This is a genomic window from Stackebrandtia soli (assembly GCF_965137155.1).
GTDB lineage: Bacteria > Actinomycetota > Actinomycetes > Mycobacteriales > Micromonosporaceae > Stackebrandtia > Stackebrandtia soli.
Genome location: NZ_CBCRZX010000049.1, coordinates 1 through 16679, shown reverse-complemented (window position 1 = coordinate 16679; position 16679 = coordinate 1). Strand labels below are relative to the sequence as shown.

General features: G+C 66.9%; 14 protein-coding genes. 4 read left to right on the top strand and 10 right to left on the bottom strand.

Going from position 1 to position 16679, the window contains the following annotated elements; translation table 11 throughout:
- Window positions 1-2339 (top strand): FtsX-like permease family protein (locus ACM9NP_RS20545; RefSeq protein WP_415648389.1); only part of this gene is annotated, 2339 nt, incomplete at its 5' end.
- A 10-nt stretch (window positions 2340-2349) separates the two neighbouring features.
- Here ACM9NP_RS20545 and map read toward each other — a convergent pair.
- The 7 genes from map to purU form a co-directional block, all read right to left on the bottom strand.
- A complete protein-coding gene (map, locus tag ACM9NP_RS20540) occupies window positions 2350-3246 on the bottom strand; it encodes a type I methionyl aminopeptidase (RefSeq protein ID WP_415648388.1) in 897 nt (298 codons plus the stop codon).
- A 36-nt stretch (window positions 3247-3282) separates the two neighbouring features.
- Window positions 3283-3855 carry a pyridoxamine 5'-phosphate oxidase family protein gene (locus ACM9NP_RS20535; RefSeq protein WP_415648387.1) on the bottom strand — a complete coding sequence of 191 codons (573 nt, stop codon included), beginning with the start codon at window positions 3853-3855 and terminating at the stop codon, window positions 3283-3285.
- A gap of 348 nt (window positions 3856-4203) precedes the next feature.
- Window positions 4204-4725, bottom strand: coding sequence for a hypothetical protein (locus tag ACM9NP_RS20530; protein ID WP_415648386.1), 522 nt, complete (start codon window positions 4723-4725; stop codon window positions 4204-4206).
- A gap of 444 nt (window positions 4726-5169) precedes the next feature.
- Window positions 5170-6339, bottom strand: a complete 1170-nt coding sequence (gene ispG, locus ACM9NP_RS20525; RefSeq protein ID WP_415648385.1) for a flavodoxin-dependent (E)-4-hydroxy-3-methylbut-2-enyl-diphosphate synthase — start codon at window positions 6337-6339, stop codon at window positions 5170-5172.
- A gap of 8 nt (window positions 6340-6347) precedes the next feature.
- On the bottom strand, window positions 6348-7592 hold the full coding sequence (locus ACM9NP_RS20520; protein ID WP_415648384.1) for a M50 family metallopeptidase: 1245 nt from the start codon (window positions 7590-7592) through the stop codon (window positions 6348-6350).
- A 38-nt stretch (window positions 7593-7630) separates the two neighbouring features.
- Window positions 7631-8812 carry a 1-deoxy-D-xylulose-5-phosphate reductoisomerase gene (gene dxr / locus ACM9NP_RS20515; RefSeq protein WP_415648405.1) on the bottom strand — a complete coding sequence of 394 codons (1182 nt, stop codon included), beginning with the start codon at window positions 8810-8812 and terminating at the stop codon, window positions 7631-7633.
- A gap of 68 nt (window positions 8813-8880) precedes the next feature.
- Window positions 8881-9726: a formyltetrahydrofolate deformylase gene (gene purU / locus ACM9NP_RS20510; protein WP_415648383.1), complete on the bottom strand. Its 846-nt coding sequence runs from the start codon at window positions 9724-9726 to the stop codon at window positions 8881-8883.
- A gap of 210 nt (window positions 9727-9936) precedes the next feature.
- On the opposite strand from purU, the gene ACM9NP_RS20505 reads away from it, so the two are divergent.
- Window positions 9937-10509 carry a GNAT family N-acetyltransferase gene (locus ACM9NP_RS20505; protein WP_415648382.1) on the top strand — a complete coding sequence of 191 codons (573 nt, stop codon included), beginning with the start codon at window positions 9937-9939 and terminating at the stop codon, window positions 10507-10509.
- A gap of 42 nt (window positions 10510-10551) precedes the next feature.
- Here the strand turns inward: ACM9NP_RS20505 and ACM9NP_RS20500 are convergent, their stop codons facing one another.
- Window positions 10552-12708 (bottom strand): MMPL family transporter, encoded by a 2157-nt coding sequence (locus ACM9NP_RS20500; protein WP_415648381.1) that lies wholly within the window; start codon window positions 12706-12708, stop codon window positions 10552-10554.
- A 120-nt stretch (window positions 12709-12828) separates the two neighbouring features.
- Here ACM9NP_RS20500 and ACM9NP_RS20495 point away from each other — a divergent pair, with 120 nt between their 5' ends.
- Window positions 12829-13617, top strand: a complete 789-nt coding sequence (locus tag ACM9NP_RS20495; RefSeq protein ID WP_415648380.1) for a TetR/AcrR family transcriptional regulator — start codon at window positions 12829-12831, stop codon at window positions 13615-13617.
- A 34-nt stretch (window positions 13618-13651) separates the two neighbouring features.
- Here the strand turns inward: ACM9NP_RS20495 and ACM9NP_RS20490 are convergent, their stop codons facing one another.
- Window positions 13652-15199 carry a Rieske 2Fe-2S domain-containing protein gene (locus tag ACM9NP_RS20490; RefSeq protein WP_415648379.1) on the bottom strand — a complete coding sequence of 516 codons (1548 nt, stop codon included), beginning with the start codon at window positions 15197-15199 and terminating at the stop codon, window positions 13652-13654.
- Window positions 15200-15444: 245 nt separating this feature from the next.
- On the opposite strand from ACM9NP_RS20490, the gene ACM9NP_RS20485 reads away from it, so the two are divergent.
- Window positions 15445-15669, top strand: coding sequence for a DUF2631 domain-containing protein (locus tag ACM9NP_RS20485; RefSeq protein WP_415648378.1), 225 nt, complete (start codon window positions 15445-15447; stop codon window positions 15667-15669).
- A 73-nt stretch (window positions 15670-15742) separates the two neighbouring features.
- Here ACM9NP_RS20485 and ACM9NP_RS20480 read toward each other — a convergent pair.
- Window positions 15743-16679 (bottom strand): hypothetical protein (locus ACM9NP_RS20480; RefSeq protein WP_415648377.1); only part of this gene is annotated, 937 nt, incomplete at its 5' end.

Below are 16679 nucleotides of genomic sequence, written 5' to 3'. Positions count from 1 at the left end.
ACGACCCCATGACGGCGGGAATGTTCACGCTCATCGATGGCGCCTGGCCGGAATCGGGGGAGGTCGCGGTCTCCGCCGCGCTCGCCGAGCGACTCGCGATCGACGTCGGCGACCGCGTCCACGTGGACGGCATCGGTTCCGACCGCGCCGTCGCGGCCATCATCGAACGGCCCGGTCAGATCGCCGACGAGTTCACGCTCTCCCCGACCGCTCCCCGACCCGCCCGACACGTCGCCTGGCTCGTCGACACGCCGTCGCCGATCACCTGGCAGCAAGTGTTGACGTACAACGAGATCGGCCTTGCCGTCTACTCTCGACACGTGGCCGCCGACCCGCCGCCGTCGCCGCTCGCCGCGTACCTGGCGCGGGACGACGACGGCGACATCATGCTGCTCAGCCTCATCGGCTTCGGTGTCGGCCTCGTCGTCCTCGAAGTCGTGCTGTTGGCGGGTCCCGCGTTCACGATCGGGGCGCGACGCCGCACCCGCGAGTTCGCCTTGCTGGCCGCCAACGGCGCGACTCCCGCGCAGATTCGACGGGTCGTGCTCGCCGGAGGCGGCGTGCTGGGTGTCGTCGCCGCCATCACGGCGGCCGGGCTCGGAGTCGGCATCGCGTACCTGTCGCTACCCGCCACGGAACTCCTGTTCGGGACGCGAATGGCGGGGTTCCGGATCAATCCACAGGTGACACTGTCGGCGGCCGCCCTGGTGATCGTCAGCGGGCTGCTCGCGGCGCTCGTCCCGGCGTATGTCGTTGGGCGACAACCGATCGTGATGGGTTTGGCCGGCCGACGCGGCATCGGCCGATCGCGCCGCGTCTGGGTCGTCACCGGCGCGGCACTCGCCGTCCTCGGACTGACCGTGGCGTGGTTCGGGGCTGGACGACCGTCCGTACCGGCGATGCTGCTCGGCGTCGCGATCGGCGAGCTCGGCCTGGTCCTGTGCACACCCGCACTCGTCGGCGCGATCGGGCGACTCGGCCGCGTCCTCCCCCTGTCGCCCCGCATCGCGTTGCGCGACGCGGCCCGTAATCGCGGCTCCGCCGCTCCCGCGATCGCCGCCGTCATGGCGGTGGTGGGAGTCGGCATCGCGGTGACGATGTTCGCCACCGGCGAGCACGCGCGCCAGAACGTGCCGTTCGATCACGGCCCGGCCGCCGGAACGGCCGTCGTGGATCTGCGGTTGACGGGGCCGACCGGGATGAGCGTTCCCGGCGACGACGCCGTCGACTCGGCGAGGGAACTCCTTCGACGACACCTGCCGATCGACTCCCTGCACAACCTTGAAGCCGTCGGCTGCGCGACCACGGTGGACACGGTGTGCGCCCTGACGGCGCTGCCGCCGCCGGATCATCGCTGCCCGTTCGACGAACAGCAACTGCTCACCCCGGACGATCAGGTCGCCGCCGCGGCGCATCCCGGCTGCACGGCGACGGTAACCGCGCCGGTGGGACGCCTCGCTCACCAGGACTTCGTGATCGGCGTGGACGACGTCGCGGCGGTCACCGGGCTGCGCGGCAGCCGGTTGGAGAACGCCCGCGCCGTCATCGCCGACGGCGGCGTCATCGTGCCCGATTCGGGGCTGCTCTCCGGAGACACGGTCACGATCGAGATCCACGACACGACCATCGCCGAGTCGATCGACGCGTACACGGTACGAGAGACCGCCGGGTTCGCGGCCTACGCGAACGACGGCGGCGCGATGGCCGCCGACCAGATCCTCTTCAGCACCGGGGCCGCCGAACGACTCGGACTGCGCTCCGAAGGGTCCACCGTCGTCGGAGTCCCCACGCGTCAGCCGACCACGGTCGAGGTCGACCGACTCGCCTTGGCGATGCGACAGGCGGGGCTGTCCGGCGAGTCACGCACGGCGACCGACGGGGAGAACCTCGTCGTCTCCACCGAGCACGTACCTGCACCGGAATCGTCCACTGTGACTATCGTCCTGTGGTTCGCGGGCGGCGTCAGCGCCGCGCTCGCCCTCGGTGCGACCGCGGTCGCGACGGCGCTCACGGCCGCCGAGTCACGGCGGGACCTGCGCACGCTCGCGGCGATCGGCGCCTCCCCGGGCGTCCGCCGGCGACTGAGCCTGTTCCAGGCGGGCGTCATCTCGACGCTGGGAGCGGTGCTCGGGGTCATCACGGGTGTCGGGGTTTGCGTCGCGGCGATGGCGGCGATGAACTCGACCTACGCCGGACGGTATCCCCGCGAGAACCTGTTCGATCTCGGCCCGCCGTGGCTGAACATCGGCGCGGCGCTCATCGCGGTTCCGTTGATCGCCATGCTCGGGGCGGGACTGCTCACGCGATCCCGCCTGCCGATCGAACGTCGTCCGTCCTAAACGGATACCGCTACCGGTACTTCTCCGGGGTTCCTGCGGACGGTCCCTCCGTGGGCAGGGTGAGGATCTCGTACCCGGTCTCGGTGACCATGATGGTGTGTTCGAACTGAGCGGACCACTTGCGGTCCTTCGTGACCGCCGTCCACCCGTCGGCCCACATGTCGTGATCGTGGGTGCCGAGGTTGATCATCGGTTCGATCGTGAACGTCATGCCCGGTTCCATCACCGTCGTGACCGTCGGGTTGTCGTAATGGAGAACGTGCAGACCGGAGTGGAACGCCTCCCCGATTCCGTGTCCGGTGAAGTCGCGGACGACGCCGTAGCCGAAACGCTTGGCGTAGGACTCGATGACACGACCGACGATGTTGATCTGCCTGCCGGGGGCGACGGCCTTGATGCCGCGCATCGTCGCCTCGTAGGTGCGCTCGACCAGGAGCCGCGCCTCCTCGGAGACCTCTCCCACCAGGAAGGTCGCGTTGTTGTCCCCGTGCACGCCGTCCAGGTAAGCGGTGATGTCGACATTGACGATGTCGCCGTCCTCGACGACCGTCGTGTCGGGAATGCCGTGACAGATCACCTCGTTCAGTGAGGTGCAGCACGACTTCCAGAAACCCTTGTATCCCAATGTGGATGGGTAGGCGCCGTGATCGCAGAGGTACTCGTGGGCGACCCGGTCCAGCTCGTCGGTCGTGACCCCGGGAACGGCGTGGCGTCCCACCTCGACGAGCGCGTCCGCCGCCAGGCGACCGGCCACCCGCATCCGTTCGATCGTCTCCGGCGTCTGCACATGCGTCCCGGCATATGGTTTCGGAGCGGGACGTCCCACGTACTCCGGACGCACGACAGAGGCGGGAACCTCGCGGCGGGGGGTGGGGACTCCGGGTTTCAGGGCGGCACGAACAGTCATGCCGTCGAGCTTAACGGGGCACGTCGTGGACGGGTGTCACGCCTGCGGAAGGTGATCGCGCAGGCCCGGCAGACCGTCGATGCTGTCAAGGTTGGTCGCGATACGGCGCTGGGCGATCTGCTGTTTCGTGCGACGGGCGTTGACATCGATGAGCATGTCCCGATCACCCTCGTAGGTCATGCGGGGAACCGCGTAACCGCACGAATCGGAGATCCGGGTGACCGAGACGTCGACGATCGCCCGGACTCCGTGCAGGTTCGGCGAATCGAAGTGGGTCAACAGTTCGGCGAAACGCTCGCGTTGATCGGGGAACACCGGCTCACCGACGCCGTGCAGGCGCACGATCTTCGGTTGACGTCCGAACGAGCAGAACATGACGCACACCCGCCCGTTCTGTCTCATATGGGCTGTTCCCTCGATTCCGCTGCCACCCCAGTCCAGATAGGCCACCCGAAGCGGGTCGAGAACGGCGAAGGTGCCCCGCATCCCCTTCGGGGACACGTTGACATGGCCGGCATCGCCGCTCGGCGCCGTACCGACGAAGAACATCGGTTGCGCCGCGATGAAAGCGGCCAATCGGTCGTTGATGTCGTCGTAGACCTCGCCCATGGGAGCGATTCTTGCCCTGATATCGATCGACATCAAGATGTTATGCGTCACAAGGCGATCGGGCACGGGTTACCCCTTGCATCCCGCCGGGTGACGGGGCATCCTTACTCCAGACGGCAGGTCAGGGCCGTCACGGACATCCCAATACCGAGCCGGCGCGGAGTGCGCTCCCGTGCATGACACACCCAACACGGTCGAGCGCCCAGCCTGCCCAACACAGGCTCGCGGCAGACACTTCGCGCCGGCTCGTCATCTTCGATTGGGAGCCAAGGGATGTCACTGTGGTCAATCCCATCGGCTCCCGATCGCGCGGAACTTCGACGCCCACTATGGTCCCCGAGTGAGAAGTCAGGCGTGTTCGAGTGCCTTGGTCGCGGTGTTCGGGACCGTTTCGGGGCTCTCGACGTCGGCGGCGAAGTCGGCCATCCGTTCGTAGACCATTCCGGCGGAATGGGCCAAGGCCCCGACCAGGGCGGGAATGACGGGAAGCAGCCAGTCCGCGACGAAGCCCGTCGCGGGCATGTTCAGAACGACGACGGCGGCCGTCGCGCACGTGAATCCTTGGACGGCGCCGCGCCACGCGGCCCGGCCCGAGTCGGCGACCGCGGCCCGGCGTTCGGCCGACAGGTCGTGGAACTCGCGCAGGCCTCCCACGTCTCGCCGCCCGAGATTGACGCCGCTGATCGCGGTGGTGACGCAGGCGCCCACCGTCGTGGCGGACAGGCCGTCCTTGAACAGGACATAACAGAGTACGAATATCGCGACACCCGCGGTGATGGCGATGAGGCTCTTGATCCAGTCGCCCTTTTGTCCGGGATACCAGTAGTGCTTGGTAACCCCGTCACCTAGATCGCGAACGATCCTTCCCATCGTGACGAGCTCCTTCCGAGCTACCCGTGACCCGCTGCCGATTGAGTCGTTAACCCATTGCGTACAGGAGTCATTATTGCGATGGCGCTCTCCTGTGGAGCGGGTTCGGGTGAATCCGATTACGGATCGTATGTCCGTTTCTCGACACACCCGCAGATCGCCGTGGACGCAGGCACGTCGAAGCATCGCCGACGAGCCGTCGCGCCCATGGCCGCCACCACCGAGCCGGAAGACAGACACCAACGGCGGCATCGACCGAGACGGCCCACCGCCGACATTTCATACCATGATGGACAATCACGCTGCCGCCGGGGAACAACCGGTACTAGAACCACTACACCACAACGCATCCCGAGCTACTGTCGGGTGCGCGACGTTCTCGAACGGCGACAGCGAGTGCGCCGTCCGGGGTCGACGAGCTCGCCGACCCCGGACGGGCTCGTTCTAGACGACCTCGACGACCGGTCCGGTGAGCTCGCGCAAGTCGTCGCCGATGTCGGCGCCCATCTCCTCCGCGATCCGCAGCGCCTCACTGATCAAGGTCTCGACGATCTGTGACTCGGGGACGGTCCTGACGACCTTCCCCTTCACGAAGATCTGACCCTTGCCGTTGCCGGAGGCGACACCGAGGTCGGCCTCGCGGGCCTCCCCCGGTCCGTTGACGACGCAACCCATGACGGCGACCCGCAGCGGCACCGGCAGCCCCTCGAGACCCGCCGTCACCTCCTCCGCGAGCTTGTACACGTCGACCTGCGCGCGCCCGCACGACGGACACGACACGATCTCCAGCCCCCGCTCGCGCAGCCCCAGGGACTCGAGGATCGCGGAACCGACCTTGACCTCCTCGACCGGAGGCGCCGACAGGGACACCCGGATCGTGTCACCGATGCCCTCGGACAGCAGCGCGCCGAACGCGACGGCGGACTTCACCGTTCCCTGGAAAGCCGGTCCGGCCTCGGTGACGCCGAGGTGCAGCGGGTAGTCGCACTGCTGCGACAGGAGCCGGTACGCACGGACCATGACCACCGGGTCGTGGTGCTTCACCGAGATCTTGATGTCGCCGAAACCGTGCTCCTCGAACAGCGAGCACTCCCACAACGCCGACTCCACGAGCGCCTCGGCGGTCGCCTTGCCGTACTTCGCGAGCAGCCGCGGGTCGAGGGAACCGGCGTTGACGCCGATCCGGATCGGGGTGCCCGCCGCCGAGGCGGCCTTGGCGATCTCGGCGATCTTGTCGTCGAACTTCTTGATGTTGCCCGGGTTGACGCGTACCGCCGCGCAGCCCGCGTCGATCGCGGCGAACACGTACTTCGGTTGGAAGTGAATGTCGGCGATGACGGGGATCTGCGACTTCTTGGCGATCATCGGCAGCGCGTCCGCGTCGTCCTGGCTCGGGACGGCGACTCGAACGATCTGGCAGCCCGAGGCCGTCAGCTCCGCGATCTGCTGCAGGGTCGCGTTGACGTCGGACGTCAACGTCGTCGTCATCGACTGGACACTGACCGGCGCGCCACCGCCGACGGGAACACCACCCACGTTGAGGCGGCGGGTCGGCCGGCGCTCGGCGAGCGCGGGCGGCGGCGCGGCGGGTATACCGAGGTTCACGGAGGTCATGTCGTCCCCTAGTCGAAGATCGTGATGGGATTGACGATATCGGCGGTGACCGCCAGCAACGTGAAGCCGACCATGACGACCAGCACCATGTATGTCAGCGGTGCCAGTTTCAGGTAGTCGACCCGGCCGGGGTCGGGCTTGTTACGGCGGGCCGCCCACCATGAGCGAAGCCTTTCGTACCAAGCGATCGCGATGTGTCCGCCGTCCATCGGGAGCAGCGGCAGCAGGTTGAACACGCCGACGAAGTAGTTCAGGGACGCCAGCAGCAGGAAGAACGAGACCCACGCGTCGTTCTCGACCATCTCGCCACCCAGGCGGGACGCTCCGACGACGCTGACCGGGGTCTCCGGGTCGCGTTCCTCGCCGACGATCGCGTTCCACAGGGCGGGGACCTTCTCGGGGAGACGGACGATCGCCTCGCCCATCAGTTTCGCCATGTCGCCGGTGAAGTCGGCGGCGGCGCCGATGCCCGCGACCGGACCGTAGGTCATCGACACCGGGATCGACGGGTCTACATACAGGGTGATGCCGACCTGGGAGACGGTCCGAGTCCGACCGTCCTCGTCCTCGATCTCGACGGCGGCGGGAGTCACGGCGACATCGCGCTTCTCGCCGTCCGCGCCGAGCACGGTCAGGGTCGCCTCCTCCTCCGCGGGCAGCGGACGAATCGCCTTGACGAGCGCGTCCCAGTCATCCACGGTGGTGCCGTTGACCGCGAGGACGCTGTCGCCCGTGGTGAGACCGGCGTCCACGGCCGGAGACGGTTCGCTGTCCGCGTCGCACACGCCGTCGGCGGCGAGGCACTCGGAGACGGCGATCGTCGTGGAGTCGCGCGCGCGGTCCTGTTCCTCGGCGTAGGCCGGGTTCGGAGCCCACACCCACGACACGAGGATCCACAGAATGAGGAATCCGAGCACGAAGTGCGTGACGGAGCCGGCGACGAGTACGACGGTGCGCTGCCACAGGGGTTTGCGCCAGAACACTCGGTGCTGGTCCGATTCGGGTACGCGCTCCTCTTCCTCTTCGAGCGGCGTCATGCCGGTGATCTTGACGAAACCGCCGAGCGGAATCGCTTTGAGGCCGTATTCCGTCTCGCCCTTGCGGAACGACCACAGCGTCGGGCCGAAGCCGATGAAATACCGGGTCACGCGCATGCCGAACAGCTTCGCGGTGCCCATGTGTCCGGCCTCATGCAAACTGACCGAGATCAGAATGGCGAGCGCGAACAGAATCACGCCAATGACGTAAGCCAAGCTGACTACCCCTTGCTATGGCGAACCCACCCGGTTCGCTATCGTCCGGCCTTCGAAATGAGCTCGTTGGCTCTGACTCTCGCCCAACTCTCGGCGTCGAGGACCTCCTCGACGGTACCCGGTTCGGCAAAACCGGGCGCATCCGACAGGACCCGGCTCACCGTGTCCACGATGCCGAGGAACGGCAATGCTCCGGCGACGAACGCGGCGACGCATTCCTCATTGGCCGCGTTGTAGATCGCGGGCAGGCACTTGCCGCTCTCACCCGCGTGCCGGGCCAGCGCGACGGCGGGGAACGCCTCGTCGTCGAGCGGTTCGAAGGTCCATTCCTGGGAGCGGGTCCAGTCGACGGGCGCGGCGGCGTCGCTCAGGCGCTCCGGCCAGGCCAGAGCGTGCGCGATGGGCAGCCGCATGTCGGGTGGGCTGGCCTGGGCGATCGTCGAACCGTCGATGAACTCGACCATCGAGTGGATGACGGACTGCGGATGGACGACGACGGTGATGTCCTCGTACGGGGTGCGGAAGTATTCGTGTGTCTCGATCACTTCGAGGCCCTTGTTGACGAGGGTCGCGCTGTTGATCGTGATCACCTTGCCCATGTTCCACGTCGGGTGGGCCATCGCCTGCTCGACGGTGACGTCGCTCAGTTCGTCGCGAGTGCGTCCCCGGAACGGCCCGCCCGAGGCGGTGACGATGAGGCGGCGCACCTCGTCGTCACGGCCGGCGCGGGCGGCTTGGGCGAGCGCGGAGTGTTCGCTGTCGACGGGGATGATCTGTCCCGGCGCGGCGGCGGCGCGGACGAGTGGGCCGCCCGCGACGAGGGATTCCTTGTTGGCGAGGGCGACCTTGTGGCCGGCCTCCAATGCCGAGAGGGTCGGTGCCAGTCCGATCGATCCGGTGATCGCGTTGAGCACGATGTCGCAGTTCCAGCGCGCGAGTTCGGTCATGGCGTGCGGTCCGGCGAGGATCTTCGGCAGACGGAACTCGCCGCGCGCGTAGCCGCGTTCGTCTCCGGCCGCGTACAGCGCGAGTTGGAGTTCCTGGGCGGACGTCGCGGCGGCGACGGCGACGACCGAGACCCCGAGGTCGAGTGCCTGCCGCGCGAGGAGTTTCGGGTTGCCGCCACCGGCTCCGATGCCGACGACACGGATGCGGTCGGGGTTGGCGGTGGCGACGTCAATCGCTTGAGTACCGATCGAACCGGTCGAGCCGAGGATGATGATGTCGCGACGATTCACGCGGCCATTGTCGCTCAACGAACCTGCTGCCGACGCGCTGGGACCGCGCGTCACCGGAAGACGATCGTGCTGGCCCCGTTGAGGAGGACGCGATGGTCGAGGTGCCAGCCGAGCGCGCGGGCGAGCACGATGCTCTCCAGGTCGCGGCCCGTCGCGGCGAGCCTGTCGGGCGTCATCGCGTGGTCGACCCTGGTGGTCTCCTGTTCGATGATGGGGCCCTCGTCGAGGTCGGCGGTGACGTAGTGGGCGGTCGCGCCGATGAGTTTGACGCCGCGCCGGTACGCCTGGTGGTACGGCTTGGCGCCCTTGAAACTAGGTAGGAACGAGTGGTGGATGTTGATGACGCGGCCGGTCAGTTTGGCGCAGAAGTCATCGGAGAGCACCTGCATGTAGCGGGCGAGGACGACGACGTCGACGCGTTCGGCGGTGATGAGGTCCCATAGCCGCCGTTCCTGTTCGGCGCGGGTCGCGGGGCTGACGGGCATGTGGTGGAACGGAACGCGGGACGCCTCGGTGAGCTCGCCCCAGTCGGTGTGGTTCGAGGCGACCGCGACGAGTTCGCCGGAGAGGGCTCCGGTTCGGAAGCGGTACAGGAGGTCGTTGAGGCAGTGCCCCTGTTTGGAGGCCATGATGAGAACGCGGGGTTTCACGGCGAGGTCGTGCAGTTGCCATTCGAGTCGGGTCCGCGCGGCGAGTTCGGCGAGGTCTTCGCGCCACGTGTTCGCGTTCGCCGTGGTGTCGAAGTGGACGCGCATGAAGAAGCGTCCGGTCTCGGGGTCGGAGAACTGTTGCGCGTCGAGGATGTTGCCACCGCGTTCGGCGAGGAATCCGGCGACACCGTGCACGATGCCGATGCGGTCGGGACAGGAGATGGTCAGCACGTACTCGTTCGTCACCGGTTCATTATCGCCGCACCGTCCAGCAATTTTCACTGTGGGTGTTCATGTGAGCGCTATATGACGTTGGCGTTCGCGGAGCGCGGGCATTCGTCGGAACGTCCCGCTTGACGTTGGTCGCGCCCGCTGGTCGGGTCGGGCGGGCCTCCCGGGCCACGAATCCACCGGGTGGAGGGACGGTTCGTGACGTGCCCCCGTAGCGTTCGGAACGTGCTTCCCGACTTCGCGACGAAACCGACCATCGACGGAGACCTGGTTCGCCTGGTGCCGTTGGAGACGCGCCATCTCGACGAGCTGTGGCCCGCCTACGAGGACGCTGAACTGGCCCGCCTGACCGGTTCCACGGGCACGTTCACGAGGGACGAGACGGAGCGGATCATCGCGGGTCGGCGGCATGCCCCCGATCGGCTGGACCTGGCCGTCATCGAGCGGGCCACCGGGCGTTGCGTCGGCGAGGTGGTCCTCAACGAGTGGGACGAACACAACAGGTCCTGCAACTTCCGGACCCTCTTCGTCGCATCCGGTCGTGATCGCGGTTTCGGCACCGAGGCGATCCGCCTGATCCTCGAGCATGCTTTCAACACCTTGGCGCTGCACCGGATCTCGTTGGGGGTCTTCGCCTTCAACGCTCGGGCGCGTCGCGTCTACGAGAAGCTCGGCTTCGTCGAGGAGGGTGTCCTGAGAGAGACGCTGAACTGGGACGGCGAGTGGCACGACGAGATCATCATGTCCATATTGGAAGATGAGTGGCGGTCGGGACGCGAGCTCCCGATCGACGCGTAGGAAACGTGGGCCCACGCCTCACGGGCGCGGACCCACGTCGAGTCAGTTCCGACCGGAGCCGACCAGTTCCGGTGCCGGAAGGTCCTCGCCTTCCTTGACGCCGTAACGGGCGTAGAAGCGCCGCAACGGTTTCGGCGCCCACCAGTTGGCGTTTCCGAGGATGCGCATGGTCGCGGGAACGAGGAGCATCCGCACGAGCGTCGCGTCGATGAAGATCGCGACGGCCATCCCGATGCCGATCATCTTGAGGAACATGATGCCCCCGGCGGCGAACGCGCTCACCACGACGATCAGGAGCAGGGCCGCCGACGTGATGATCCCTCCGGTGCGTTGCAGCCCGGTCAGGACTGAGGCGGTGTTGTCACCGGTGTGGTCCCATTCCTCGCGGACCCGCGAGAGCAGGAACACCTCGTAGTCCGTCGAGAGGCCGAACAGCAGCACCACCATCAGCAGCAGATTGGACGGTTCGAGGAAGCCGCTGGGTGTGAAGCCCAACCACTCCGAGAGGTTGCCGTCCTGGAAGATCCACACGATGACGCCGAACGAGGCCCCGATCGAGATCATGTTCATCAACACGGCCTTGATCGGCAGGAGCACCGAACCGAAGGCCAGGAACAACAACAGCAGAGTCACCACCGCGACGTAGAGCGCCAGCCACGGCAGGCGTTCACCGATGTCGCTGAACTGATCGTTGAGGACGGCGGGCATACCGGACACCGCCAGTTCGGTGTCGTCGGGGACGTCGAGTTCGCCGATCGCGGTCGCCAGCTCGCGCGCCTCCTCGCTCTGCTGGTCGACATCGTAGGAGACCTGAAGCACCGCCGCGTCTGCGTTCCCGGCGATGGGCCGAACCGAATCGACGTGATCAAGCTCGTCGATGTCCGCCGTGACCGCCTGGACGGCGGCTTCTCCCCCGCCCTCGACGAATACCTGTAGCGTGCCGAGGTCGCCGTCGGGGAAGTCGGCGCGCAGCGTCTCACTGACGACCCGACTCTCCATGCCCTCCGGGAGGACCTTCTCGTCAACGGTGCCCCAGTTGGCGTGCAGGAACGGGATCGCGAGCACGAGTAGAACCGCGACCACACCGACGAGGTACAGCACCGGCCGTCTCATGACGCTCGCACCGACCCGGGACCACGCGCCGCTGTTCGAGGGACGGCCGGAACGCTTGCGCCGCCATGGCATCCGCACCGCGTCGACACGATGCCCGATGATCGCCAGAAGGGCGGGCAGCACCGTCAGGGAGCCGAGCATCGCCACGGCGACGGCCGCCATGCCTCCATAGGCGATCCCGTGTAGGAACGGCAGCGGGAACATCAACAGACCGGCCAGGGACAGCACGATCGTCAGGCCGGAGACGGTGACGGTACGACCCGCGGTCGTCATGGTCCGCACGACGGCGGTGCGTTTGTCCCGGCCGAGCGCGAGCTCCTCCCGGAAACGGTTGACGACGAACAAGGCGTAGTCGATCGACAGGCCGAGCCCGATGATGGTGATGACGTTGATCGCGAACACGGACACGTCGGTGACGTAGGTCAGCAGCCGCGTGATGATGAAGCCGCCCATGATGGCGATGACACCGATCAGCAGGGGCGTCGTCGCGGCGACGAGACTGCCGAAGATCAGGACCATGAGGACGAGCAGGATCGGCAGGGAGATCATCTCGGCGGTGATCATGTCGGCCTGCGTCTGCCGGTTGACGTCGTCGAAAATCGCGGCGGAGCCGCCGAGCCGCGTCGTCAGACCGTCGGCGGTCAGGTCCGGGGCGAGGGCCTCGTACTGTTCGGCGCGGTCGGCGTCGGTCTCGCCGGTGAGGGTGATCGTCGCGTACGTGGAGTGCTCGTCGTCGGAGATGAAGGACGGCAACTGAGTGCTGTAGTAAGAGGAGACGGACTCGACCTCGTCACGGTCCGCGATCGCGTCGAGGGAGTCGGTGACGGCCTCGGCGAACTCGGGATCGGTCGCGATGAGATCGTCCGATTCGTACAGGACCACGACGTCGACGGCTTGACGGCCGAACTCGTCCTCGATCCGTTCCGCCGCCTTGGCACTTGGGCTCTTGTCGTTATAGAAGCCGCCGTCCGCGAGCGAGTCGAAGACTCCGATGCCCCACGTCGCGCCGATGACAACGATGGCCGCGGCGAAAGTCAGGACTCCCCAACGCAACCGGGACACGCTACGGCCCCACCATTCGAACACGCCGAATCCTCCTCGGGAGTAGTACGATGATGATCAAAGAGATTCGCTAACACCGTTCACTATTGCTATCGGTGTTTACTCCCGCAACTCGGAATGCCCCAAAACGGACAGGAACTTTGAGTGGGATCTGTCACAACCGAACCGCTCGGCCGTCGCGCCAGGACACGCGCAAACACGCTCGCCGAGATCAAGGCCACCGCCCGACGGCACCTGGTCGAACAAGGCCCGTCAGGAATATCGCTGCGCGCCATCGCCCGCGACATGGGCGTGTCCGCGCCGGCCCTGTACCGCTACTTCCCCAGCCTTGACGCGCTCATCACGCAGTTGTGCGTGGACCTCTACGTCGAACTGCGCGACGTCATGCGGGCCGAATGCGACACGCTTCCGGAGGACGCGCTCGTCGAACGACTCGTCACCGCCGCCAAGACCTTCCGGCGGTGGGCGGTCGAGCACCGGCCCGAATTCACGTTGATGTTCGCCAGCCTCGCGCCGGGGGCGGTCATCGCCTCACCCGGCTGCGCCACGGCAGCGCTCGACCCCGAGACGGAGCCGTACAAGTCCATCCTCATGTTCGCGCGGATCTTCGGGGACATGTTCGAACGCGTCTACCACCAGAGCGACGCCGAGCGCGGATTCGCCCTGCGCACACCGCGCATTCCCGAACTGCCGCCCGAACTGCACGACGAACTACTGCGCTCGTCGCAAGCCATCGGGGCGAACGTGCCGATCGAGTTCGCGTACACGTTCCAGTCCTTCTGGATCAGGCTGTACGGGCTCGTGGCCATGGAGGTGTTCGGGCAGCTGCCCGTGGTCGAACAGGCCGAGGCGATGCTCGACGCCGAGTTGGCGACCATGGCCGAGTTCCTCGGCGCGACCATCGAACCGTCCACAGAGCGAGGACGGGCCTGACGGCGCGCGGAGGCGCCGTCAGGGCGGGCTCGAACTACTCGGCCTTACTGGACCGGATGTCGTGGCCGACGCTCGTCAGGCACTTGCCGGAGGCGAGGTTCCACTTCCACCCGTGCATCTGACACGTCAGGACGCCGTCGTCGACCTTGCCGAACCGCGTCAGGTCGGCCTTCAGGTGGGGGCAGCGCCGCTGCACGGTCCAGCCGTCGAGATCGACGTTCTCCTCGTCCGGTTTCTGTTCGGCGTACCAGCCCTCGGCGTAGTTGAGGCGCTCCTCCGACAGACACTTGAAGAAGGTGTAGACGAACTCGTTGTACTGGCCGATCCGAGCCGCGGAGAAACGACACGACAGGAACAGCGAGTTCACCCAGTCGATCTCGTTGATGTGCAGCAGGTGCTCCACGAAGCGCCGTTCGGTGGTGAACCGGTACCGGCACTTCTCATCGTCGTATGCGCGGATCTCACGGTTCACGAAGTCGAAGAGGACACTGTCGACGACCTCATCGGAATCGGGAGCCGTCAAGTCGAAACGGACGGGGCCGTTGATGCCCGCCGCGATGAACTCGGCCTCAGAGAGCAGGGGCTCGAAACGCTTCTTGAGTTCCGCGAGGACGTCGATCTCCGGGTGCCGCCACGACTCCTTCGCTGCGGCGATGACGGGACGCTGCCGGTCGCGGTACTCGATGAGGTGCTGTTCCTTGTTGGCGAAGAACTCGCGCACGTCGGGAACTGGCTGCGTCACCGAGCAGCCGTCGAGGGTGACCTCGGCGACGGTGCCGGGCAGCAGGGTCACCGTGTTGTCCCGGCCGTTGTCGGCCAGGAAGTCCGAGTAGACCTGCTGGTCCGGGAAGATGTTGCCCTCGTCGTCACCGAGGTCATTGAACTTCCACAATGCATCGTCCAAAAAGCACGGCGGGCCTGCGATCGGGAAGACCCAGCTCGCGCTTCCGTCGTCGATGTAGCGCAGGGACCGGTCGAACTGCCGCTCGCGCTTCTGCTTCCCGAAGGCCGTCTTCGCGGCATCGGGGAGCTCGTAGACCATCGGATACCAAATGGCACCGGAGAACTGGAGAAGGTGCGCGTGGATGTGGCCGAGCTTCTTGAACGCCGTCAGATCGGTCGGACGGGCGTCGTTCTGGTTCAGCAACCGCACGCCGTCGGCGTCCTCGACCCAGATCGAGGAGTCGCCGATCGGCCCGTCCGTCGGCGAGACGAGCGCCTGGATCATGACCTTGACGCCGTTGCCGATCGGGGTGACCTCACCCGAGACGGTCTTGACGAACTTGGTGAAACCCAGCGCGCGGAGCTCGTCCTCCAGTTCGGACGTCGGGTATTCCGGGAGGAGGACCGTCGTGTCCTTAGAGATGTTGTCCCGCAGGTTCTGCTCGTCGAAGTGGTCCCGGTGCAGGTGCGAGACGTACAGGAAGTCGCACTGACCGAGCGCTTTCCAGTCGAGACCGGAGTTGTCCGGGAAGGGGAACCACGACGCGAAGTACGCCGGATTCACCCATGGATCACACAGAATGCTGCCCGCAGCCGTCTCGATCAACATGCTCGCATGTCCGCAACCGGTGATCCGCACCTCGCGCCGCCCCTTCTCGTTTCATCAACCACTCGCTTGAGCCTTCGGCAAGATATGACCATACCCGCACGGTTCGGCGGAGCCTTCGCGCGCCGATGGCGCGTCGACCGGCGTCACGCGTGAATCATGCGGGCGATCACCACAGTGCCGCACGTGCGAAACTGGCACCGCATCGACCGACCGGCATGGTCCGCCGTGACGACGTGCGATGCGACCCGTTCACGAACCATTCGGAGGCCAAGACCGTGGCAGACCACGACGCACCGGTGACGTCACCGGACCAGCACAACCCCACCAATCGCAAGGCGATCTACACCGTCGGCGTTCTCGCGGTGTTGACGATGGTGGCTTACCTGTTCGGAAACCACGAGGGCCGCGTGGAAGACCTGTGGCTGTTGGGTTTCGCGGTCGTCATCGCGCTGGGACTGGTCACGGACTGGCTCCTGGTTCGCGCCGGGCTGCGCGAATGACGCGCCCATGACGCAATGAACGGCGGCGGTGTGAACAGATCACACCGCCGCCGTTTCGCTTGTCGGTTCCCGGTTAGCGGACCATACCTCGGCGCGCGAAAATGTCGCGGACCTCGCGCAGCGCCGCGTCGACCTCGGCCTCGAAGTAGCCGCCCTGCACCAGGCTGAACTGGCTCGTGTCGAGTTCCTTGTCCGTCAACGGAACCGGAGACCGGCCCGTCATGTTGGCGGACATGCCGTCGAACATCCGGTCGACCTGGACAGGGTCGTAACCGCTGCCGAATCGACGGGGCTGGAACGCCTGGCGCAGCTGGTTCAACCGCGTGAGGTCGTCGGGTGTGAACGGCGAATCGGCGGCCCGGAGCTCGGTGGTCATCTCCTCCCGGCCGTGTCGACCGGGGTTGTCGAACACGCCACGACCCTCGTAGGGATTGCGACGTCCATAGTCGACCTTGGCGTCGGCTCGGTCGTGCATCGCGGGCATTCCGCCGCCGGGCGGAGGCATCGGGGGACCCGACGGTCCGGGCGGCGGGGCCTGCCGAAACGCCTGAGTCGGCGGTTCGTCGAACGCGGACGGTCCGCTCCGGTACGCGGGCGACGTCGGCGCCGGGTGCGACGGTCCGTCCTGCGAGGGCACCACCGGGTGCACCATCGTGGCGGCGTCCGGGTCGTGGACACCACGCGGCGGCGTCGGCGGGTGATCGCGGTACGGGTCGTGCATGCCACGCGGCGGTGTCGACGGATCGCGTCGGTCCGGCTCGATACGACCCTGCGACGGCACGGGCGGGGGCGGGGGCATGAAACGGTCCTCGCCACCGCGACGGAGCCGCTGCGTCATCTGCGAGTCGATCTCCGGCTCCTCGGGGAACCGTCGAATCGGGCGGGTCATGTCGTCCTGCTCGAACCCTCCCCGGTCGAAACCGCCCGGAGGCGTCGGCTGCCAGCCTCGCGGCGGGCTCGACATCGCGGGGGGACCGGAGATGGGGCCGGTCGGCGGGCCCGAGACCGGG

Coding starts and splice junctions, on each gene's coding strand:
- map (WP_415648388.1), bottom strand. CDS start 3,246: ATGACTGTTCGTGCCGCCCTGAAACCCGGAGTCCCCACCCCCCGCCGC.
- ACM9NP_RS20535 (WP_415648387.1), bottom strand. CDS start 3,855: ATGGGCGAGGTCTACGACGACATCAACGACCGATTGGCCGCTTTCATC.
- ACM9NP_RS20530 (WP_415648386.1), bottom strand. CDS start 4,725: ATGGGAAGGATCGTTCGCGATCTAGGTGACGGGGTTACCAAGCACTAC.
- ispG (WP_415648385.1), bottom strand. CDS start 6,339: ATGACCTCCGTGAACCTCGGTATACCCGCCGCGCCGCCGCCCGCGCTC.